Genomic DNA, 21,120 nt, shown 5'->3' with positions numbered 1-21,120 from the left:
CAGGAAATAAAATTATGAGCGAAATGCCCTTTGGGTTTACCTGGTGTTATCAAGAAACGGAGGATGATGATCAACAATGTCTGGTATTAGTTATTGGGGAACCGGAGGATGTTCCCCCACTGGATATCGAGATCAGCAATATCCTCTCAGACAAAACTATCGCTATTCGTCCTATGGGCGGGGTAAGTCAAGCCGATGGGGACAATTACCATTTTAAGTTGGCTTTTTTACCTGGCATCTTAGCCGATCCTAGTGCGATCGCTGTGGAGAGCGCAGATTGGTCAATTAGCTTTGTTTCCAATGCAGATGGAGTCAGTATTTACCTACTCTGGACAGGGACAGAAACTTGGCTGTCTGACCAAGACACGATGAAGGTTATTTTAACCGGAGTTGCGGCTCAATCTTTTGATAAAATAACCTCCGCTGATGTGACAATTAGTTGGGAATTTGACCAGGGAGGTATTGAGGTAATGAGCCCGGCGAAAATCCCTGAAGGCGGTGATTACGATGAAAACATTACTCTGGAATTAACCATGGTTCAATCAAGCGGAAAATCAAACATCCCTCTTTATGTTGGTTTTGTGAATTGTAACAAGGTTCTCAATACCTATGATGAAGCTAGCAGTTTACAACTGCGCCTGACTAATACCAACCTTCCCACTTCAGCAGCTCCTGATATTATCTTCCACTATGATGCAGATATTAATCTTTGCTCTCAGTTGGTAGTAACTTTAGAAGTGGGAACAGCAGCGGATGTACCCTGGGCCTTAGGAACACGAGACCAAGTTAACAATATTACCATCTCCATTGCGGGAGACCAATGGCAACAAAATGGCGATATCGAAACCATTGAAGTAGAGGGAGTTGTTCAAGCTTTGCAGTGGACTTTTATTCCCCAAAGTGCTGATGTGGTATTGGCGGCAAGAAAAACCATGTTAATCAACTTGGATAATATTATTACCTCCCATCCCACAGGAGAGGCTAACCTCTATTTAAGTTATCAGTATGTTCCAGGATATAAGGATGGGCAATTTGTCTGTCAAATTGAAAAAGCACCTCTAGTTGTTGATACGAAAGTGCGTATGGGAACGAGAAAAGAATTAGACGGTTTGCTCAATGTTCAAGATGGCATCACTCTCGATGGCGGTGAAATTCAAAATACAGGTCTTCTAAGATTCCGTTCTGATCTAGGTAAAACCGGCGAAAATTATCCTGTCGTGTTTTACAACCAAGATGATAATTCTAGATACATGCGTTTGGATAGTAACTTTAAACTAGAAATCGCCGGTTTACCAGCAACACCCGAGATTGAAACTGAAGAAATGTTAAAGTTGCGGCGAATTGCAGTTACGGGGGTTAAGAACTCTAACACAGTAGCTTTCAGAGTAGGGGCTTTTGAAACGGAAGAAGGCGGAAGGACTCAACTCGATATTGCCCTTTCTGGGCACCCGGACGACCACAACCATTATGGTACCGATGCCGATATGACGGTGATGAGTTTGTGCGCTGACGGCAATGTAACATTTACTGGACGAATCAAAGATCAAACTGGATATGTAATTCCTGTGGGCACAGTTGTTCCTTATGCTGGAACAGAAGCCCCAGACGGATGGTTGTTATGTAATGGTAATCATTTTGATAAGAGTGACTATCCAGAATTGTATGAGGTTCTGGGAAAAGAGAATTTGCCAAATCTTCATAAGAAATTTATCATTGGTGCTGATGCTGAGCTTAATTACAATCTTCATAAAACAGGAGGAAAAGAGAAAGTTACCTTAACACTTGCTCAAATTCCAGGTCATAATCATAATAATGGTGATTACGACCGGCTTTTAAAGTTCGATGAAACACATACTATGTTAGGTTCCAATCACTACGATTCAGACCCCGGAGACGGGAGTGAGCCCAATCTATCGTATTCTGCCAAGATCAGCAGTCAAGGTGGTGGGGAGCCTCATGAAAATCTACCACCTTATTACGCCCTTAACTACATCATCAAATTTTAGAGGAAATTAGGAGTTAGGAGACAGAATTCAGGAGGTAAGGAGACAGGAGGTAAGGAGACAGGAGGTAAGGAGACAGGAGGTAAGGAGTAAGGAGGTAAGGAGTAAGGAGGTAAGGAGAGAGAATACAGAATTTAGGAGGTAAGGAGTAAGGAGGTAAGGAGTAAGGAGGTAAGGAGTAAGGAGGTAAGGAGAGAGAATTCAGGAGAGAGAATTCAGAATAAACAGTCAATTTTATTCTTTCCTAATAACTACTAAACTCCTAACTCCTCAACTTCTTATCTTCTTAACTCCTCAACTCCTAATCTCCTAACTCCTCAACTCCTAATCTCCTAACTCCTCAACTCCTTATCTTCTTAACTCCTCAACTCCTAATCTCCTAACTCCTCAACTCCTAACCTCCTAACTCCTTATCTCCTTATCTCCTGACTCCTCAACTCCTGACTCCCTCCAAGCACTACAAATATCAACAGGAAAAATATCATGACTACAACCACCTCAGGACAACAAGTAAAATTCATTCAGTACCATCAACCAGCCCTTGAAAGTGGGGAATACCACATCAAAGTGGAGCAAACTATTTCTGACACCAAAGGCAGGATTCCTGAGGGTATAAAATATGAGAAGGAATTAATATTTTCTGTAATTGGGGAACGATTTGAACCCCTGACACCTCAAGACATTTATGCGGTTTTTCCCCCACCAGAAAGCTTAGGTGACCATTCCAACGTACTACCCCATATCACTGTTAACCGGAGTACTCTTCCTTGGGAACGTTATCCTGGTCAAAGTGATGAAAATTTAACTTGGCTGGTTTTACTATTATTCTGGGACTCGGATTTTGAGGATGACGATGATAAACCCAAACTAAAAACGATTACCCTGGGAGAATTAGTAGCGGGGGAATCTGGGGTGAAGTTCCCTTCTTACACCCTTGATGGCGTAGGACAAACAGCAGACGAGAACACAACAGTATTCGATATCAAAAAGAAGTATGTAGCTGATATTTTGCCTACTAAAGCTGATATTGCTTATGTTTCCCATGTTCGGAAAGCAGAAGACTTAGATGTTTCTGAAGACGCCACCGAGGAAGAAGCAGAAGAAGCCAAGGAATTTGCTACTGTTGTCTGTAGCCGTTTACCCCAACCCAATGGCACAAGTTACGTTCATTTAATTTCCGTTGAGGGACGCTATGGCGATGACGGCTTTGATTTCCAAGGGGCAGGGGATGAAGACCTGATCCGCTTTGTGAGTTTAGCAAATTGGAGTTTTTCTTGTGTAGATCCTAAACAAACCTTTACCGAAATACTCAAGAATCTGAATCGTACCCCCAGCACTCCCAGACTCCCGGTTAATGAGAATTCCACTGCGGAAAAATCCTTAGCCATGGGCTATGTTCCTTTATCCCATTCCCTCCGGGAAGGAAGTCAAACGGTTTCCTGGTATCATGGTCCTTTAGCAACGGGTTTTCACTCCGATACCTATGAATTTCCTGCTAAAGCTGCGGATGAATTATTACGTTATGATCCTGAGTTAGGACTGTTTGATACTTCCTATGCAGCAGCTTGGCAATTAGGACGGATGTTGACTCTGCAAAATTCCACAGTAGCCACTAGCTTGTATAACTGGAAAAGAGCATTTGCTCAAAGACTGAAACAACTGGAAAACATTTTAATTCACTTGCCCTTAACTCCCAAGCAGAGTGCAGCACCGATAGACCTTCCCCTCTATGTCTTCAAGTGGTTCAGAGATTTGGAATTGTTGAAAGGTATACCTTTTAACTATTTAGTTCCTGATGAAAAGCTACTCCCCTCAGAATCAATCCGGTTCTTCTGTGTAGATTCTTTATGGGTAGACTGTTTACAGGATGGTGCCTTTAGTATTGGTCGGGTAACAGGGGCAGATGTCACCGAAGATACTGTAATCCGTTCTAGCAACAGTGGTTTAACCCGCAGTGATGATCAAAAGCTTACCGGAATTATTATGCGATCGCAAGTGGTGGCTGGATGGCCTGGATTACTGGTGGATGGTTATGATACGGCTGTGGCGGATGGGGATTCCATTGACGAGACGGAAGGCAATCTTTTACCCCTATTACGGATGGAGAAATTAGCCAAGGATGTCTTAATTTGTATATTCCAAGGGGAAGTGAAAACCGTCGATATTCACCAAAAACCAGAAGCTATGCACTTTGGAGTAGATCCTTTTGACGTAGATGACACAGAGGTTACCAAAGATTTAAGAAATGCCAATGGTGAGCTGATTGTTGATTCAAAAATACCTGTACCCTGGAATAATTCAGCTAAAAGGGTGATCAACTTAGTGACATTTGCTGAGAATATTAAAAATTGGTTCAACAGCGATGGTGGGGGATCTTTAGATAACTTTACCTCGGCTCAATTTGGCTTACAGATGATGGAAGGGGTGCAAAAAGTTAGGTTTGTGAAGGAGGAATAGGAGATAGAATTCAGGAGTCAGGAGTTAGAGGAGGGAGCATGTCAACTTTGTAATTAGGTACATAGATCCCCCCTAACCCCCCTTAAAAAAGGGGGGAATTAGATTGAAAAGTCCCCCTTATTAATTTAGGGGGATCCAAATCAGGGGTTAACAAAATTGACATGCACCCGTTAGAGGATATCTCCCAAGTTTTTTTATACTGAGTTTTGCCCCCCTAGGGCGTGTTTTATTGCCTCGGAGATCCCCCATTATCCCCCTTAAAAAAGGGGGACTTTGAGAATGGCTCCCCCCTTCCGCGCGGGGGGCTGGGGGGGATCTAAATCTTGCGGAAAACTTTGAAAACACGCCCTAGGCTCTTTCTAGAATGTTAATAGGTGTATTGTGGTACTAGTATGATTAACTAGAGACAAATTAGGGAACAAACAATGAGCAACATCTACGTATTTCATCAGGGGCGAGGAGATAGTGGCTGGCTCTGGTATAACGTTTTTGATGGCAATGAGTGGCTTGGAGATGAAAAAGTTCATAAAACTGGGATGACAGGAGATCCATCAGCAGTAGTATACAATGACCTGTTATATGTATTCCACCAAGGACGGGGAGATAGTGGTTGGCTCTGGTATAACGTTTTTGATGGCAATGAGTGGGCTGGAGATCAAGAAATTGGTAATACTGGTATAAGTGCTGGCCCATCAGCAGTAGTATACAATGACCTTCTCTATGTGTTCCACCAAGGACGAGGGGATAGTGGTTGGCTCTGGTATAACGTTTTTGATGGCAATGAGTGGGCTGGGGATCAAAAAGTTCCTAAGACCGGAATTACTTCTAGTCCATCAGCAGTAGTATACAATGACCTTCTCTATGTGTTCCACCAAGGACGGGGGGATAGTGGTTGGCTGTGGTATAACGTTTTTGATGGCAATGAGTGGGCTGGAGATAAAGAGGTACGGGGCACAGGTTTAACCGATGATCCAGATGCATTAGTCTACAACGGTCAAATATACGTGTTTCACGAGGGCAGAGGTGATAACGGTTGGCTCTGGTGCAATGTCTTCGATGGCAATGAGTGGGCTGGAGATCACAAGATACATAACACTGGGATAACTGCTGGACCATCAGCAGTCGTATATAATGACGAAATTTACCTGTTACATCAAGGGCGAGAGGACAGTGGATGGATGTGGTGTAATGTATTTAATGGTTCTGAATGGGTTGGAGACAAAGAAGTCCCCAAGACTGGTATTTCTGAAGGACCAAGTGCAGTGCTTTACTAAGTGATTTGGCGTTGCTGAATCAAGATAAGAATTAAGAATTGGGAATTGAGAATTAAGAATTGAGAATTGAGAATTAAGAATTGAGAATTAAGAATTAAGAATTAAGAATTAAAAATTAAAAATTAAGAATTAAGAATTCTGCCTTCACCATTCTGCCTTCTGCCTTCACCATTCTGGCTTCTGTCTTAACCATTCACCATTCAGCCTTAACCATTCTACATTCTTAATTCTCCATTCTACATTCTTAATTCTCCATTCTTAATTCTCCATTCTACATTCTTAATTCTCCATTCTACATTCTTAATTCTCCATTCTTAATTCTCCATTCTCCATTCTTAATTCTCCATTCTCCATTCTTAATTCTACATTCTTAATTCTCCATTCTCCATTCTTAATTCTACATTCTACATTCTTATATAGTGTAGCGATCGCACATTGATATTTCTTCTACATCGAAAACCTGGCAATCCATCCACGTTGTACAAATCGCGGTAACTCAGATGCTACATCAATAGCTAATTCATCAGCAGCCAGGTCTTGACAAATGGCTTCAAATCGATTTTCCCCTTGAAAAGCCTTCAGCAGTTGCCATTCTGCTTTTGTTGGCAGCTCAATGCGCATATCATAACCATTGCGCCAGAGGAATAGTTGTATCCCCCCTTCATCCAAATTCACTTGCTGATCACCTTGGTATTCAGCCTGATTAACCTCCCAAATGCGATGGATAGGGTAAGCCGACTCAATCAGAACACTATTTTTAGGTAAATGGAAAATCAGTTCTCCCCATTTTTCTTGGGGAACTGTACTCAATGCTTGGACATCTAACCTGGTAGCCTCTTCACCATTAAACACCCGATGCCAGTGCCACTCTAACCGCGCCACATCCGGTAAATAGGGTAACTGTTTGGCTGGCTCAAAATTTGCCAGAAAATCAGCAAAGTGCTCGCCATAATCCCCTAAATCCATAGATAGAGAAGGAAAGCGTTGGATATATCTTACTGCTGTTGCATCAAAAAATTTCTCTCCCACCAAACAACAGCAGACTGGATAAATTGACATTAAGGTTTGGCTCAGGTTGCCTAAGACACTGCCACGATAAATGGCTAACCCTTCAGCAGGGGTCAATTGTTTAGCTGCTTTGATGTGTTGAGCAATGGTTTGTGTACTGGCAGGATTATTTTCAAAAACAGCATCGTAAAATAGCTGTTGTAGTGTCCTTAATTCCATGATTATATCGGTTTTTAAGGTTATAGCAAAGGGAATCGGGAACAGGGAACAGGGAACAGGGAGTAGGGAGTAGGGAGTAGGGAGTAGGGAATAGGGAATAGGGAACAGGGAACAGTAGTAAAGAGCTCCGAATAGTTTTTGATGTTATAGCGCTACGCGCAACGCAAGAGGCAAGAGGCATGCATGCTAAAGTTTACTACAAAAGCTTTTCAGCTTGTATTAATGTCCTAACCTTAATGCGTAGTGCTATATGAGAAATCAGCAAGAGTGTTCATGACCTATTTAAAAATGCTATATATAGGTATCCTAAATAAATTGTGATAATTTTTGATCCGAAGTTCCCGACTCCCGACTCCCGACTCCCTACTCCCGACTCCCTACTCCCTTTGTTATACTTACCTGATCTAAATACTCCTGAGCTTTACTCGCTTGAGTCATTAATACCTCAAAAGCTGGGATATCAGTATCCCATTCAATCAGAGTAGGCACCGGACCAAAGCGCTCTAATGTTGCTTGATACAATTCCCACACTGGAGGATGAACAGGATAACCGTGGGTATCAAATAGATACTCTTCCCGTTCTTCATACCCTGCTAAGTGAATTTGTTTGACCCTGGTTGCTGGTATTGTATTCAGGTAATCAAGGGGGTCAAATCCCTGATTAGTAGCAGTGACATAAAGATTGTTGACATCTAGCAACAAGTAACAATCTGCTTTTTCTAACAATTGTTGGATAAATACCCATTCTGGCATGGTTGAATCTGTGAAGCTCACGTAAGCCGATGGGTTTTCTATCAAAATCCGACAACCTAGAAATTCCTGAGCTTGCAAAATCCGTTGGGCTACATGTTCCATCACTGCTTCGGTATAAGGAAGAGGAATTAAATCGTTAAGATAGTGACCATTAACGGAAATCCAGGATAGGTGATCGGAAATGTATGCTGGTTCAATCTGCTGGGCTAACTCTTTTAAATTTGTCAAATACTCTAAATCTAAAGGGTCCGTTGACCCCAAAGACATACCGACGCCATGCAACGTAACCGGATAGTTTTGGCGAACTTTTTCTAAATAGTGGAGTGGTAAACCCTGAGACGTTAAATAATTATCTAATAATACCTCAAACCAAGGTATAGTATGTTTATGAGTAAGGATATCTTGATAATGGGCGGAGCGTAAACCGATTCCAGCACCGTTAATTGAAGCTGAAGAAACCTGAGTTGTCATAGCATTATTGTCATGGCATTATTTTTCGGATTTATCCATGGTAGTGGTGAGTTGACTCTAATTCCCCCCTTTCTTAAGGGGGATATGTGTACATAACGCTACTCAGCTGAATCTAATTCCCCCCTTTCTTAAGGGGGGTTAGGGGGGATATGTGTACATAACGCTACTCAACTGAATCTAATTCCCCCCTTTCTTAAGGCAGGGCTGTTTCAAACTTTAATAAGTTAACGATTATTGGAGATAGGGGGATAGGGGGATAGGGGGATAGGGAAATAAACTAAAATTTCCCGAAAAATCCGCCAATTTAGTCATTAAAATCTGACAAATTAGTTGGGAGGAAGCAACTCCAATGACTAACAATTCGTGATTCGGCCTTCGAGGAGGGTTAGATAAATTTGGCCAAAATTCCGACTATTCGCGCTCCTTTTCTCCCCATCTCCCCATCTCCCCATCTCCCCATCTATTTTCTAGAGAATGAAACAGCCCTACCTTTCTTAAGGGGATATGTGTACATAACGCTACTCAGCTGAATCTAATTCCCCCCTTTCTTAAGGGGGGTTAGGGGGGATATGTGTACATAACGCTACTCAGCTGAATCTAATTCCCCCCTTTCTTAAGGGGGGTTAGGGGGGATCTTTGTACATAACCCTACTCAGCCATGATTCCAAAGCTGATAGCTGAGTGCCAAGCGTGCTGAATGCTTCCTTTAATTGGCTTGCGCACTCTCGGTTGGCTTTTCAGTTTCCTGACTGGAGGTTTTTGGTGGTACAATAGTTCCACCAACAATCTTGTTGCAAGTGCCTTCAGGAACGTAGATCCACTCATTAGGATCGCTATCTACCTTAGCCATCCCGCCGCAACTATGGCCGTTGGCTGCACAATCGTTCTTACCCGCCTTAACGATACCAGCACATTTTTCCATTCCTTCCTTACCGGCCAAGGCGTTTTCAGATGCTACACCTAAACCTAGAGCCAAGACACTAGTCAAGGCAGCGCCTACCATTACGGTTTTTTTGATATCTTTCATCACAGAATTCTCCCGAATATCAGAACTGACTCCTAAGTCCGTAGACAGAATTAAACTAAAACAGTGTTGGTTTAATTCCAATCTATGTAATTATTATTTAAAGTATTTAACCTATCTTAACCGAGTCTTTGAAAAGTATGAGATAACCCTGAGAAAGTTATTAAAATGGGATAGGACATTGTCAACATCAGCTATCAGCCATCAGCTATCAGCTTTTTGTTGTAAATCTATCACTCCCGTAAGTGTGGGGAGGGTGAATCGACCCAAAGCTAAGACAGAGCTTTGTAGTTAGTCCAGTAAGGGTTCAACCGTAATATAGTTTCCTAGTAAGCGTGAGGTACATCTGAAGTTTCTGCCCTGCTCCCAGATCCGCTGTTCCCTGTTCCCTAAAATCCAGAACGAAAGTACCTCACCCAATTGAAAACTGCTATATGTGGCAACCAGTAAAACAACAACTATGGGAATGGCGCGGTGTTCTAATTACTACACCGGTGGTGGCTGGAATTGCGATCGCATTCAGGCTACTCGGCTGGTTACAGCCTTACGAACTAGCGGCTCTCGACCAATACTTTTGTTGGCGTCCGAAGGAAGCTACGGATGAACGGATTGTGATTGTGGCTATGACTGAGGCAGATTTAAAGCGTGCTCAACGGTGGCCAATCACTGATCGGATGCTTGCCCAACTTTTAGACAAAATCAAAGCTCAAAATCCTGCAGCGATTGGTCTTGACCTGTATCGGGATTTTCCAGTTGAGCCCGGTCATGGTGAGTTACTCAAGGTGTTTGAAACCACACCCAACTTAGTTGGTATCGAATACATCGATCAAGACAACCCTGACAATGCGGTGCCTCCTCCACCGATTCTCAGTGAACGTGGTCTCGTAGGTGCCAATAATGTCGTAAACGATATGGATGGTATCCTGCGGCGCAGCTTACTTACTTTGAAGGTAAATGATCACTTAAAGCCCTCCTTTAGTATGCTCCTAGCGGGGATTTATCTAGAGTCAAAAAACATTTTTCCTGAACCATTACAGCAAGATCCCAGAATTTTCCAGTGGGGCAAGGCCATGTTTCGCCCTTTGGCCAGCAATGACGGCGGTTATGTGGGAATCGATCATAGCGGTTACCAGATTTTCTTGAACTATCGCGGACCAGCGGGAACCTTCCGCACCGTAACCATGACCGACGTTTTGGAAGATAACATTCCAGATGACTTGATCAATGATTCCATCGTTTTAATTGGTGCAACTGCGGTCAGTTTAAATGACTTTTTCTACACCTCCTACAGTAATGACACTACCATCCGGGAGTCAACGGCTGGGGTGGAAGTCCAAGCTAACATGGTCAGCCAAATTATTAGTGCTGTGGAAGATGGTCGTCCCTTGCTCAAAACCTGGTCGGAGCCTGTGGAAATCCTGTGGATTGTAGTCTGGTCTTTCGTTGGTGCGACTCTAACTTGGAAATGGCGCTATCTTGGCGGTCTCGGAGGGCTGTCCTTGAGGAGAACTGCGATTACCGTGGTGGCCACAGGGGCATTATTTGGAAGTACCTATGGAGCGTTTTTGGGGGGTTGGTGGCTCCCGGTGATACCGCCATTGTTAGCCTTAAGTGGGTCTGCAATTGCCATCACAGCTTACGTTGCTAGCACTGCTAAAGAGATTCGTCACACTTTTGGACGTTACCTAACTGACCAAGTGGTGGAGGATTTGCTGGAGAACCCAGACAAACAAAAACTCGGGGGTGAAAACCGGAAAATCACCATCTTGACCTCTGATTTAAGAGGCTTCACTGGGATCTCAGAACGGTTACATCCCCAAGAGGTAGTCAAAATCCTCAACATCTATTTGGGTCACATGGCGGATGTGATTACTGCTTATCAAGGAACTATCGACGAGTTCATCGGGGATGGGATTTTAGTGCTTTTTGGTGCTCTCACCCTCCAAGAGGATGATGCCCACAGAGCAGTGGCTTGTGCCCTAGCGATGCAATTAGCCATGACTAGTGTCAATGAAGAAATCGAGCAGTTGGGCTATCCAAAACTGGAAATGGGCATCGGTATCAATACTGGTGTGGTTGTGCTTGGGAATATTGGTTCCGAAAAACGCACCAAATATAGTGTGATTGGCAGCGCCGTTAACCTGGCTTACCGAATCGAATCTTATACAACTGGTGGTCAAGTTATGATTTCTTCTTCCACTTTGGAAGAAACTGGCGAATTCTTAAGAATTGACGGTCAAATACAGGTAAAACCCAAGGGAATTAAACAGCCAATTACTATCTATGAAGTGGGTGGAATTGGGCATCATTATAACCTATTTTTACCCAAACAGCAAGAAACGTTTTTCGAAGTTAACCAAAAAACCAAGCTACAATTTAATTATGCTTTTATAGATGGAAAGCATATCAGCAAGTCGGTCTACACTGGGCGTTTAGTCGAGATTTCAAGTAAGGGAGCTAAGCTTCGTGCTAACAGCAGCGAAATCTCTGCTATCCCTGAGCCACTGAGTAATCTTAAGCTCAACTTACTCGATCCAGATAATGTGAACCAACCCAGTGAGGACATCTACGCCAAGGTTTTAGAAAAAACAGCAGAACCGGGAAGTTTTTACATCCGGTTAACTGCTGTCCCTCCGGAGATATCAGCAAAACTAGAATCTCTATACCAGTCAGTAATCAGGAATTGATTCTAAGTTCTGTGAAGTCTAATTTAGTCACCGTTGAGTTGGGTCAAGGGTTTCGGGTATAAAAAGTTACCTGGTTCCAGGCAATTTGGTCTAATTTCAAGTCTAGTTAATCGCTGCTAGAAAAACCCTGTGTTGGTTGCGGGATAATCTTTTGATCGTTTCCCTGCCACAGGAAAACTAGTCAGCGGGATTTGAGATTAGAAATCCATGGCACCAAAAAATTATATCTCTGAAACAATTAAGCTTAAACTCAGGCTTTACTAAGGATTAATGCTAATTCTTGTAATTGTCTATTCTAGTTTAATAATTCAATAAACTTATGAAAACTACCGCTAACATTATTAATTTATTGGGACGTACAACATGGGCACGTACAACCTCACTACTGATTGTACTGCTGTTTTGCACACTCACCCCTCAAGCTAGCTATTCTCAAAGGTTGCAATCTGTCAACGGTCAGGTTGTAGATTCTAATCATAACTCATCGGAAACCCAAAATAGTTCCCAAAATAGTTCAGCCAAAGGCTCACGCTTACGATTTATGCCACCAACCGATAGCGCTCCTCGCAAGAGTAATGGGTCTGGTTCACGAAGCCCGTATGAGGAGTTACCACGTGAATTGGTGACGCTGTTAATTCCCTCAAGGGAAGTAGCTGCACAGACTATATCTGCTCATCCTAGATTTTTCTGGTATTTGTCCGAGCCTGTAGACGTACCACTAGTATTTACGTTGGTGGACACAGTAGGACACCAGACAATATTTGAGAAAAGGATTGACTCAGGTCAGGTAGGGATTATCTCCGTAGAACTTCCGGAAAACAGTCCAGAACTGATGGCAAACCCACCAGGACTGGAGGAAGAAGACAGGAAGATATATATGTGGTCTGTTACCCTAGAATGCGATCGCGAAAACCCGCCTAAGACTTCCTATTATAGGAGCTGGATTGAGCGGGTATCACAATCCCCAGAATTAGAGCAAAAGCTAGCAGCAGTTGGTGCAAATACCAACAGCTCCACCTCTGAGTTACTGCATCAACAAGCAATCATCTATGCCGAAGCAGGGGCTTGGTTTGATGCCCTTGATGCCCTTTACCAGGCTCAAGCTGCTAATCCCAATGACTCCTCGATTCGAGCAGATTTTATCGCTTTGCTGGAACAAGTGGGATTGGGTAGTGTGGCACAGTAGTGGGTCATACCGAGTTGTATTCAAAGATAGTAGATTGGTTGGATAGGGAGATGGGGAGATAGGGAGATGGGGAGATAGGGAGATGGGGAGATAGGGAGATGGGGAAAGTTGTATGTTTGACCGCAACTTGGTATCAGTGGATCACTGCTGACTTCTGACTTCTGACTTCTGACTTCTGACGCTAAGGGTAGCGCTATATCACTCCAAGAAAGTCGCGCAATTCCTCAACCAACCATCTTTTCTCAACTTTGGTAAGTTTGGAACCAAATTTGTGTTGTTGGGCTCCTTCCCCAATAGCACAGGTAATAGTTTTTTGACCTAGGAAATTAACACTACTATCCACTTCAACAAATTTAAGATCTACTGTACGTCCTGTAATCTGTCCCAAGCTTAAACCAAATAACTGCCATTCTATCTTGAAGGTATATCGGTTAATTTCCAAATATATCTCACCAGCAATATCAAATAATAGTCCCAATAAAACTAGCACAATAATCCAGAATTCCAGGAAAAATACAGTCGAAAAAAAAGTTACTATTGTCACCATTTTCCAGACAAGAATAAATTTAAGTACAGATAAGATCAAGATAGCCAAAAGCAAGTTATTACCGTTTAATCCACAGGGCGGAATTTCTGCTACCAAACGCTGGTAATTTTTTGTAAAAATGATGCGACTACCAGCAGGTTGTTGCCGCTGTGGTATTATAGAACCAGACAAAGAACTGGAAATTGACTTTTTTTGCCGTAAGGCATCTATCGCTTCCTCCACAGACTGGAATCGATCTTCTACAGCTGGTTCTAGCATCTTCTCTAACCAGTCAGCAAAATGCTGTGATATCTGCACTGAACCACGAAAATCAATCTTTAGTCGCTGCTGAGGTAGATCGGCAGGAGAGCGATGGGTTAACAAAAACAATAGTGTTGCCCCTAGACTATATAAATCAGAAGCACAAAATGCTTGTCCTTGAAACTGTTCTGGTGGCATATAGCCAAAAGTGCCAACAAATGTTTCCCCGTAGCTTAACGTATTACGATAGACATCTTTGACAGCACCGAAATCCACCAAAAATACTATACCTTTGGAATTTATAATCAGGTTTTGTGGTTTAATATCTCGGTGAATCACAGCTGGATTCAGTTGATGGAGGTACTCAAGAATGTCCAAAATCTGGAAAGCAATTTCCTTGATTTCCCCCTGACTAGGGTACCAACCCTTTTTGACTAACTCACTGAACGACTGACCCCCAACCAATTCTTGAATTAAGTAAAAACGGCGGTCATCAGCAGTGTCGATGTAAAAGTAGTCTAAGTATTTGGGGATAGCATGATGGTTGAGCTTGGCAAGGATTTTAGCTTCTCTTTCAAAAAGTTCTAACCCTTTCCAGTTTTCTAGTCCGCGCAGGGAGATGGCTTTAAGGGCTACTCGCTTGTAGTTAGTTAAATCTTCAGCTTCGTAGGTTGTTCCAAAGCCACCCTGACCTAAGGGTGCAACAATGCGATAGCGGTCACCAATAATTGTGCTTGGCTGATGTAGTAATATCATTGGCTGTCTCCTAAAAACTTGATTTCTGTCAGGATTCAGCTATCAAGTGATCCCCCTAAATCCCCCTTATTAAGGGGGACTTTGAGGTTGAAAAGCGTACCTCATAAATGCTATAAACGCTATAAATTCGCAGCTTCTTAAATAAAGAGATTAATACCAATTTACTAATTTTGGCTCAGCTCTGTTGCTCTCATTATTAATAGCGGTTTGGGCAGCTTTTCAAGTAGCGTGTTAGCTGATTGACCGTAGGTCACGCTACGCGATGAAGCGAAGCTTCCGCTAAAAGCGATCGCTGTTCGCGCAGCGTGCGCCTAGCGCATAGATTGATCGCTGATTACTGTAGTGATAATTTCGGCGTTGCTGATTGGAATAAGTTCCTAAGCCTAAGCAATCGTTCCTAACAATTGGCATAGCCATGGCACCGCCTTTATCCAAATTATTTGGATGTGACGCAATTGCTATTTATCCCTAGAAGTAACGACTGTTTACTACTACGACAAAACTAGCGTTCGCGTAGCGTGACCTACGGCCAATCGCTAATATAAGGCTTAAGACCAGATCAGGACTTACCTATTTACTTACCTATTTACTTATTATTTTTAGGATCATTACTTTGGCTCCAAGGTAAAAGTGGCATCAGAAAACTCCAACCAATCACCTTTGCGCCTTTGCTAAACCTAAAAACACTCCTTTACGTGGATAGAAGTGTTTTTCCTTAGCCTGCCCAGCTTGGAGATATCAATAGTTTTACTATAGCGACAGCTTTTTAATTTGTCAACCGTACTATTCCAGATATCAGCTTAAAATCCATTCATCTATATATAGCTTAGCGTGCTGAGTATGGGATGTTGTTGGTTTTTTTGTTTTGCGTCCGCTATATATAGCAAAAGGAACAGGGAACAGCGGATCTGGAAACTTCACCTTGAAAGCCCCATCTCCCCATCTCCCCATCTCCCCATCTCCCCACACCTCCCACACTTCCCACACTCCCCCCTCTTAATTATCTCCCCCTACTTGATTCTTATCGATCGACCGTTTCTGATTATATTCCTGAATCAATTCCGAAAGATTAGCATTTTTTTGCTTCAGAAGCTGCAGGTAATCTTCTTCCATAGCATTAGTAAGTTCAAGATTTATCATATCTATCGCTAAATTAATCTTAAACTCAGAAAATTTATTATGAAACGCTGCTGCATTATCATAGCTTTCCGAAGGGTTAGTTGTCGCACTTATGGTGCCGAATAATGTTCCTAATAGACTAATTAAAAATATAAAAAACTTGACGATATTTTCAGCTTGGTCATCAGAAACAAATTCTTGAATAAACGTGACCAATAACTCATTACCTGCCGTAATACCTGCGATAGTCGCTAAAAAAATAGGGATAGTATATTGCAGAACAAAGAAAACGTACAAAAGAAAGTTTGAAAAAGAAATTTGAAAGTCACATCGTCTTTGGATATCCAAGAAAATCTTGTAGTAGTTAGACGAGAAGCTATACTTTTTTTCTTTAGGTTTTTGTCCCCACACGGTTTTAAATTTTTGTCTAAACCTGACCCTAAAAAACCCAAGCATAAAACGTTTCTGGCCATGATATAATATCAAGTCCGGTTGACTAATCATGATATCCCTTCTGGCCTACAATCCAGAGACTACTTGGGAGGTGATTAACCGGACTTGATATAACTACTTACATTTACTTGGAGTTTAGACAGTAACCGGACACTTACCGTGAAAATTGATCAAAGTGACACAAGAGGGATATAACCTTTTGCATACTTATGAGGTACACAGGATTTTTTCCTGCTCCCTGCTCCCTGTTCCCTGTTCCCTAAAATCCCAAAATTATGTACTTCACCCAATTGACACTAGATTCAAACCAATTCCCCCATCACCGCTCTGCGCAAAATCTCTGTCACTTCTGTTGCTATTCTGGCATCAAGTTCCACCGCTTCACGATTGAAATCTCTTGGCTCAAGCACTTTTGCTCCCCGTAGCGCCATACTGAAGGTAATCAATTTAGCTGGCTTGAGGGCATCGTCAAGACTAGGCTTAACTAATTTAACTAGGGCGACATAAACCGCTTCGGTTCTGTTCCTAATACTGGTAACTCCGTTGCCGAGTTTTGAGATAATCACTGTTGAGTCAATCACATTCAACAAACCCAACTCTTTAATAGCTAAATCAACTAACCGAGCTGGATCGTTCGCCATTGCTCTGATGATACTTTCGAGACTATCCCACTTAACTCCTGGTAGCTGGCATGCTTCCGGTATGTAATTATGCCAACCCACCATTGAGATCATCCGATTTAAATCATAAGCGGATATAGTATTACTTTCCCATTGAGGGGGTTCAGGGTCAGCAGTTAGAATTATCCTTTTGGTTGTGCTACCAAACAACTGGGGGTACTCGATAAAGGGTTTTTCCCCATATCGGCCACGGAAAATCAGGCTATCATTACCTGTAATCTGTTTCAGCCAATTTTCTAAGTCCATTTGGGGAGCAAAGCGCTTTAACATTGCTCCTAAGCAATTAGAACTTGCTGTATTGTAGTCATAACTGATCACATCTGTGATTAAATCACAGACAGGAATATCCCTTTGATTTCCAGCTTGGTCTGTGCCTCGAATTGTACACTTATCGAGGTCGTCATTAGGAGATTTGCTATTAAGGCGAGATACTAGATTAATAATGGGGATAATCTTACTACCACTCCATAATTCGTCATTACTTAGGGCATTTCGTCCCAACCATTTTACCTTGAACTCTTGGTCTACAAAACTACCAACACAGACACAAGCTTCTTTGATGTCTTGATGGAGAAACTCCAAACCTTGCTGATCAATATCTGGAAGTTGCCCCAGGATTGGATAAGGACTGAAAGTCTTATCCGCTTTAATTACAGACACTAGATGTTTACCATCCGGTTTCTGGTTCAGGCGGGAGGGATAATCTTTAATTTGCTGTTTGTATGGTGAAGTATTAATACCGAGATATAATAGTTTGGGATTATCTTTAGAACCTTGAACAGCAGCTTGTAGGTATTTTTCGTAAACGTTATTTTTGCTATAGTTATCTACAGTTATCAAGACTTCAGTCTCGCCAATGTCCAAATTCCACAGCACTGAATCCTCAGTGCTTTTTATCAGTTGCTGATCACAAAATACTTTGAAAAAAATGTCTGGTCGTTGGTCAGTAAACAGTTCTTGAAAATAGGATTCATCGAATTCCATACCAAAGCTGCCATGGTCATCAGTGATGGCCCTACCCACCAAGTTGTTGAAAATAAGGTCTTTATCCCATGCTTCAACCCTTAGTCCTGAAACGACGCCACTGGTTTTTGGATCGATTACCCGACCTAATATCCGAAATATTGCCATACTAAATTCTACGATAAAAGTCAATAACTGTAGCTGATAACTAATGGAGTAACCAAAGGAACAGCCCCTATTTGTTTTAACCTACGGATTGATGCTTTGTCTAGATATAATAATACTTAAGTTTACTTTAAATTTCCAATACTTGATTTTAAGTATTGGAAATTTAAAATTCAAAGTAATACTATGTTAATTAAATAACCGTTAATATTGATGAATACAACTGTAGCAGTTGTATTTGCCCCTAAATTTGCGATTACTGCTCTTTTTATTAACGGAATTAGATCAACATGATATAATTTGCTTCTAACCTGTGGTGTGGAAGCGGGTTAGCTTAAGTCTGTTGACTCAATATCATACATACAAGGAATCTATGCCCCCAGCTGTTTCCCTCCAGAACATCTACAAAATCTACGATAAGGTCCCTGTAGTCAATGACCTCTCCTTTACGATTGAATCAGGAGAGATATTTGGTTTGCTTGGTCCGAATGGTGCTGGTAAATCCACTACAATTCGGATGGTAACTACGTTAACTGAACCGACCAAGGGGCAAATTAAGGTAGCGGGTTACGACGTTGTACAAGAAAAAGATCAGGTCAAGGAAAATATTGGTGTGGTCTTGCAGCAAACTAGCGTGGATATTGACCTGACTGTCTGGGAAAACATGGAACTCCACGGACGGCTGCATCACATTGCCAATCCTGGGCGTCAGCGGCTGATTAATCAGTGGTTAGAGTATGTAGAGCTAATAGACCGACGGGATAGTTTAGTGAAAACTCTGTCTGGGGGAATGAAGCGTCGGTTGCAAATTGCTAGAGCGCTGTTACATCAACCGAAGATTCTATTTTTGGATGAGCCTACAGTGGGATTAGACCCCCAAACCCGCCGTCGCCTGTGGGAAATTATTCGGGATTTGAATCGCCAAGGTATGACCATATTGCTAACTACCCACTATATGGAAGAAGTGGAGTTTTTGTGCGATGGCTATGGCGCTGGCAAGCCAGGACGGATCGGGATCATGGATTCTGGTAGACTAATCGAATTAGGTACACTTGAACAGTTGCGCCACCAACATGGGGAAGGATTGCTGATCAAACAACTCTCAGAACGCTTTGAGTACAAATTTTTCCCGACTCTGGAACAAGCGAGTGGCTATCTCGAAAGTTTACCGGATAAAACTGGTGTGATGGTTCGTCCCTCCAACCTGGAAGATATTTTTGTTGAATTGACAGGACGTCAATTGGATTAGAAGCGAATTAAAACAATGCCTCGTCTAGCTACCCAAATTGAAGCGATTCTATACTTGAAGGGACAGCCCGTCTCCATAGAGGAAATCTCAGAGTATGCCCAATGCGATCGCGAAAAAGTTGCGGATGGCCTGATTGAACTGATGGCAGACTATGCCCACCGGGACAGTGCTTTAGAAGTTGTGGAAACTCCTGCTGGGTATAGCTTACAGTTACGAGCCACTTTTAGTGAATTACTGCAAAACTTAATTCCCGCTGAATTGGGCACAGGTGCTTTGAGGACTTTAGCTGCGATCGCTCTTAAAGGTCCGATTACTCAAGCTGACCTAGTCAACCTTCGTGGGAGTGGAGCGTATCAACATATCCAGGAACTGGTCGAGCTCGATTTTGTCCAGAAACGTAGACAAACTGAGGGGCGCTCGTACTGGTTACAAGTTACTGAAAAATTTCATCAACACTTTGAAGTTGAGCAGCTACTGCCACCCCAATAGAAGCTATGCCAAGGGTTACAGAAACTTCAAGATTTCTTTAAGTAAGCTTTTTTTCTCAGAATTTCTACCGAAAAAACTTAGATTTATCCCCGAAAGCGGATTCAGCTTATCTCACAATCGTTTAGAGTATAGAAAAGTCGAGATGAAGCAGGTCAAACCTAAAATTTCTAATGGTATTCAACCCCGATTTTCTAAGTTCCCCAGGAGCAGAGCCTCAAGCGAACCAACTGCTGCAATACCTCCAGAATCAACCTTCTGATGTTTTAGCAAGGATTGCTAAGTCTGCTAGCCCTGAAATCCAACAAATCATCTCTCAGAACGTTCAGGGGCTAGTAGGGATGCTGCCATCAGAAAACTTTAATGTTCAAATCACCACTGATCGGGAAAATTTAGCTGGATTGTTGGCTTCAGCCATGATGACTGGTTATTTTCTCCGTCAGATGGAACAGCGTATGGTTCTTGAGGACAACTTAAGCAACTCCACTCCCTTACCTACTCACAAGCGGCCAAGTGAAAAGCGTAGCGACTCCCCAAACCCAACTGAGTCATAGATGTCCTCTGGTTTAATACCTACTTTGATACCTACTAAGTTAGGTAGACACCAGTGAATTCCACTATGTTCAGAATGATTAACTTGGGAAAAAGAGTAAATGGAATAGGTTAAAGGGATGATACTATAACAATCTATTGTCCCTTTTTCCTTTTTAGGCGCAGGTCGAGATGGATCGGATGGGAGGATGGGCGGATAAAGGGGGATACTCGTGCATCCATTATTCTGCCCTGATCCGAAGTTCTCTTGTCCTAAATTACCGACAACTGCAGCGAAGTTTGTTACCGATTACCCATTATCGTAACCCAAACAAAATCTTCGACGCGGACTGGATGCACAGAAGGTCAACGACCCAGCCAAATCTTAATCTGTTGACACTCCCCATAGCTAGAAGCTAGGGGATTCTCGGTTCAGCGACTCGTCTTGCCCTTCCAGGCCGGAACCAAAAAGAGTAGAGGACAAATCTCCCCGAGCGTTGAGTAGAGTTCCCGTGTGCCCCAAGGTACTTAAGGCTCTAGTTAGTATATTTTTTGCGGCGTTGTGATCGCGATCTAGCCGACACCCACACTTGCAGACATGAGTTCTAGTCGATAAAGACTTCTTGACTACTTCGCCACAATTAGAGCAATTCTGGCTGGTATAAGCAGGGTTGACTGCAACAGTTACCCGACCAAACTTTTGACCAAAATATTCCAGCCACTATTAAACTAAGCCGGTGAGTCGCCTCACCGACTCGTCTTCAGAACCGGACGTGACATTTTCACATCATCCGGCTCCTCATCAAACGGAACCACTGACATTGGTACCTCTAGAACGGATTTTCATCT

Annotated in this window: 18 protein-coding genes and 1 pseudogene; 8 read left to right on the top strand and 11 right to left on the bottom strand. The window is 42.6% G+C overall.

Annotated elements, in window-relative coordinates; genetic code table 11:
• The first annotated feature begins 14 nt into the window (after window positions 1-14).
• On the top strand, window positions 15-2,006 hold the full coding sequence (locus F6K57_RS16810; protein WP_293069380.1) for a tail fiber protein: 1,992 nt from the start codon (window positions 15-17) through the stop codon (window positions 2,004-2,006).
• A 13-nt stretch (window positions 2,007-2,019) separates the two neighbouring features.
• Here F6K57_RS16810 and F6K57_RS16805 read toward each other — a convergent pair whose 3' ends face one another.
• Window positions 2,020-2,235: a hypothetical protein gene (locus F6K57_RS16805; protein WP_293069378.1), complete on the bottom strand. Its 216-nt coding sequence runs from the start codon at window positions 2,233-2,235 to the stop codon at window positions 2,020-2,022.
• A gap of 251 nt (window positions 2,236-2,486) precedes the next feature.
• Here F6K57_RS16805 and F6K57_RS16800 point away from each other — a divergent pair, with 251 nt between their 5' ends.
• A complete protein-coding gene (locus F6K57_RS16800) occupies window positions 2,487-4,460 on the top strand; it encodes a hypothetical protein (protein WP_293069376.1) in 1,974 nt (657 codons plus the stop codon).
• A 425-nt stretch (window positions 4,461-4,885) separates the two neighbouring features.
• Window positions 4,886-5,734, top strand: coding sequence for a hypothetical protein (locus tag F6K57_RS16795; RefSeq protein WP_293069374.1), 849 nt, complete (start codon window positions 4,886-4,888; stop codon window positions 5,732-5,734).
• A gap of 447 nt (window positions 5,735-6,181) precedes the next feature.
• Here F6K57_RS16795 and F6K57_RS16790 read toward each other — a convergent pair whose 3' ends face one another.
• The 4 genes from F6K57_RS16790 to F6K57_RS16775 all read right to left on the bottom strand — a co-directional run bounded on the left by F6K57_RS16790 (window position 6,182) and on the right by F6K57_RS16775 (window position 9,212).
• Window positions 6,182-6,961, bottom strand: coding sequence for a DNA-binding domain-containing protein (locus tag F6K57_RS16790; protein WP_293069372.1), 780 nt, complete (start codon window positions 6,959-6,961; stop codon window positions 6,182-6,184).
• On the bottom strand, window positions 6,915-7,142 hold the full coding sequence (locus F6K57_RS16785; RefSeq protein ID WP_293026384.1) for a hypothetical protein: 228 nt from the start codon (window positions 7,140-7,142) through the stop codon (window positions 6,915-6,917). Before F6K57_RS16785 ends, F6K57_RS16790 begins: the two co-directional genes overlap by 47 nt.
• A gap of 182 nt (window positions 7,143-7,324) precedes the next feature.
• Window positions 7,325-8,185 carry a DUF692 domain-containing protein gene (locus F6K57_RS16780; RefSeq protein ID WP_293069370.1) on the bottom strand — a complete coding sequence of 287 codons (861 nt, stop codon included), beginning with the start codon at window positions 8,183-8,185 and terminating at the stop codon, window positions 7,325-7,327.
• A 706-nt stretch (window positions 8,186-8,891) separates the two neighbouring features.
• A complete protein-coding gene (locus tag F6K57_RS16775) occupies window positions 8,892-9,212 on the bottom strand; it encodes a DUF2282 domain-containing protein (protein ID WP_293040768.1) in 321 nt (106 codons plus the stop codon).
• Window positions 9,213-9,643: 431 nt separating this feature from the next.
• Between F6K57_RS16775 and F6K57_RS16770 the strand changes: the two genes are divergently transcribed.
• Together F6K57_RS16770 and F6K57_RS16765 are read left to right on the top strand one after the other, a co-directional pair.
• Window positions 9,644-11,896, top strand: a complete 2,253-nt coding sequence (locus F6K57_RS16770; RefSeq protein WP_293069367.1) for an adenylate/guanylate cyclase domain-containing protein — start codon at window positions 9,644-9,646, stop codon at window positions 11,894-11,896.
• Between the two features lie 319 nt (window positions 11,897-12,215).
• Window positions 12,216-13,082: a DUF928 domain-containing protein gene (locus tag F6K57_RS16765; protein WP_293028468.1), complete on the top strand. Its 867-nt coding sequence runs from the start codon at window positions 12,216-12,218 to the stop codon at window positions 13,080-13,082.
• 193 nt (window positions 13,083-13,275) lie between these two features.
• Here the strand turns inward: F6K57_RS16765 and F6K57_RS16760 are convergent, their stop codons facing one another.
• From F6K57_RS16760 to F6K57_RS16740, 5 genes are all read right to left on the bottom strand, one after another.
• Complete coding sequence (locus F6K57_RS16760) at window positions 13,276-14,625, bottom strand: serine/threonine-protein kinase (protein ID WP_293069365.1); 1,350 nt, start codon at window positions 14,623-14,625, stop codon at window positions 13,276-13,278.
• 279 nt (window positions 14,626-14,904) lie between these two features.
• Window positions 14,905-15,042 carry a hypothetical protein gene (locus tag F6K57_RS16755; RefSeq protein WP_293069363.1) on the bottom strand — a complete coding sequence of 46 codons (138 nt, stop codon included), beginning with the start codon at window positions 15,040-15,042 and terminating at the stop codon, window positions 14,905-14,907.
• 378 nt (window positions 15,043-15,420) lie between these two features.
• Window positions 15,421-15,612 carry a hypothetical protein gene (locus F6K57_RS16750; protein ID WP_293055933.1) on the bottom strand — a complete coding sequence of 64 codons (192 nt, stop codon included), beginning with the start codon at window positions 15,610-15,612 and terminating at the stop codon, window positions 15,421-15,423.
• A gap of 9 nt (window positions 15,613-15,621) precedes the next feature.
• Window positions 15,622-16,155, bottom strand: a complete 534-nt coding sequence (locus F6K57_RS16745; protein WP_293069361.1) for a hypothetical protein — start codon at window positions 16,153-16,155, stop codon at window positions 15,622-15,624.
• Between the two features lie 344 nt (window positions 16,156-16,499).
• On the bottom strand, window positions 16,500-18,008 hold the full coding sequence (locus F6K57_RS16740) for a peptidoglycan-binding protein (protein ID WP_293069359.1): 1,509 nt from the start codon (window positions 18,006-18,008) through the stop codon (window positions 16,500-16,502).
• A 370-nt stretch (window positions 18,009-18,378) separates the two neighbouring features.
• On the opposite strand from F6K57_RS16740, the gene F6K57_RS16735 reads away from it, so the two are divergent.
• From F6K57_RS16735 to F6K57_RS16725, 3 genes are all read left to right on the top strand, one after another.
• Window positions 18,379-19,254, top strand: a complete 876-nt coding sequence (locus tag F6K57_RS16735; protein WP_293043746.1) for an ABC transporter ATP-binding protein — start codon at window positions 18,379-18,381, stop codon at window positions 19,252-19,254.
• Between the two features lie 15 nt (window positions 19,255-19,269).
• Window positions 19,270-19,743: an SMC-Scp complex subunit ScpB gene (gene scpB, locus F6K57_RS16730; RefSeq protein ID WP_071104321.1), complete on the top strand. Its 474-nt coding sequence runs from the start codon at window positions 19,270-19,272 to the stop codon at window positions 19,741-19,743.
• 170 nt (window positions 19,744-19,913) lie between these two features.
• Entirely contained in the window at window positions 19,914-20,294 is a 381-nt protein-coding gene (locus F6K57_RS16725) for a DUF760 domain-containing protein (RefSeq protein WP_293028451.1), read from the top strand.
• Between the two features lie 386 nt (window positions 20,295-20,680).
• Here the strand turns inward: F6K57_RS16725 and F6K57_RS16720 are convergent.
• A pseudogene (locus F6K57_RS16720) lies at window positions 20,681-20,992 on the bottom strand (transposase); the annotation flags it as partial.
• Window positions 20,993-21,120: the final 128 nt, after the last annotated feature.

It is taken from the genome of Moorena sp. SIO4A5 (assembly GCF_010672005.1).
In the GTDB taxonomy this organism is placed as follows: Bacteria; Cyanobacteriota; Cyanobacteriia; order Cyanobacteriales; family Coleofasciculaceae; genus Moorena.
The sequence above is the reverse complement of the archived record's forward strand: the minus strand, read 5'-3'. Positions and strand labels throughout refer to the sequence as shown.

What these genes read in the sequence shown, in the direction of transcription:
- F6K57_RS16725 (WP_293028451.1), top strand. Translation starts at nt 19,914, where the DNA reads ATGGTATTCAACCCCGATTTTCTAAGTTCCCCAGGAGCAGAGCCTCAA.
- F6K57_RS16790 (WP_293069372.1), bottom strand. Translation starts at nt 6,961, where the DNA reads ATGGAATTAAGGACACTACAACAGCTATTTTACGATGCTGTTTTTGAA.
- F6K57_RS16785 (WP_293026384.1), bottom strand. Translation starts at nt 7,142, where the DNA reads ATGCCTCTTGCCTCTTGCGTTGCGCGTAGCGCTATAACATCAAAAACT.
- F6K57_RS16765 (WP_293028468.1), top strand. Translation starts at nt 12,216, where the DNA reads ATGAAAACTACCGCTAACATTATTAATTTATTGGGACGTACAACATGG.
- F6K57_RS16810 (WP_293069380.1), top strand. Translation starts at nt 15, where the DNA reads ATGAGCGAAATGCCCTTTGGGTTTACCTGGTGTTATCAAGAAACGGAG.
- F6K57_RS16800 (WP_293069376.1), top strand. Translation starts at nt 2,487, where the DNA reads ATGACTACAACCACCTCAGGACAACAAGTAAAATTCATTCAGTACCAT.
- F6K57_RS16775 (WP_293040768.1), bottom strand. Translation starts at nt 9,212, where the DNA reads ATGAAAGATATCAAAAAAACCGTAATGGTAGGCGCTGCCTTGACTAGT.
- scpB (WP_071104321.1), top strand. Translation starts at nt 19,270, where the DNA reads ATGCCTCGTCTAGCTACCCAAATTGAAGCGATTCTATACTTGAAGGGA.
- F6K57_RS16795 (WP_293069374.1), top strand. Translation starts at nt 4,886, where the DNA reads ATGAGCAACATCTACGTATTTCATCAGGGGCGAGGAGATAGTGGCTGG.
- F6K57_RS16740 (WP_293069359.1), bottom strand. Translation starts at nt 18,008, where the DNA reads ATGGCAATATTTCGGATATTAGGTCGGGTAATCGATCCAAAAACCAGT.
- F6K57_RS16755 (WP_293069363.1), bottom strand. Translation starts at nt 15,042, where the DNA reads ATGGCTATGCCAATTGTTAGGAACGATTGCTTAGGCTTAGGAACTTAT.
- F6K57_RS16780 (WP_293069370.1), bottom strand. Translation starts at nt 8,185, where the DNA reads ATGACAACTCAGGTTTCTTCAGCTTCAATTAACGGTGCTGGAATCGGT.
- F6K57_RS16760 (WP_293069365.1), bottom strand. Translation starts at nt 14,625, where the DNA reads ATGATATTACTACATCAGCCAAGCACAATTATTGGTGACCGCTATCGC.
- F6K57_RS16735 (WP_293043746.1), top strand. Translation starts at nt 18,379, where the DNA reads ATGCCCCCAGCTGTTTCCCTCCAGAACATCTACAAAATCTACGATAAG.
- F6K57_RS16770 (WP_293069367.1), top strand. Translation starts at nt 9,644, where the DNA reads ATGTGGCAACCAGTAAAACAACAACTATGGGAATGGCGCGGTGTTCTA.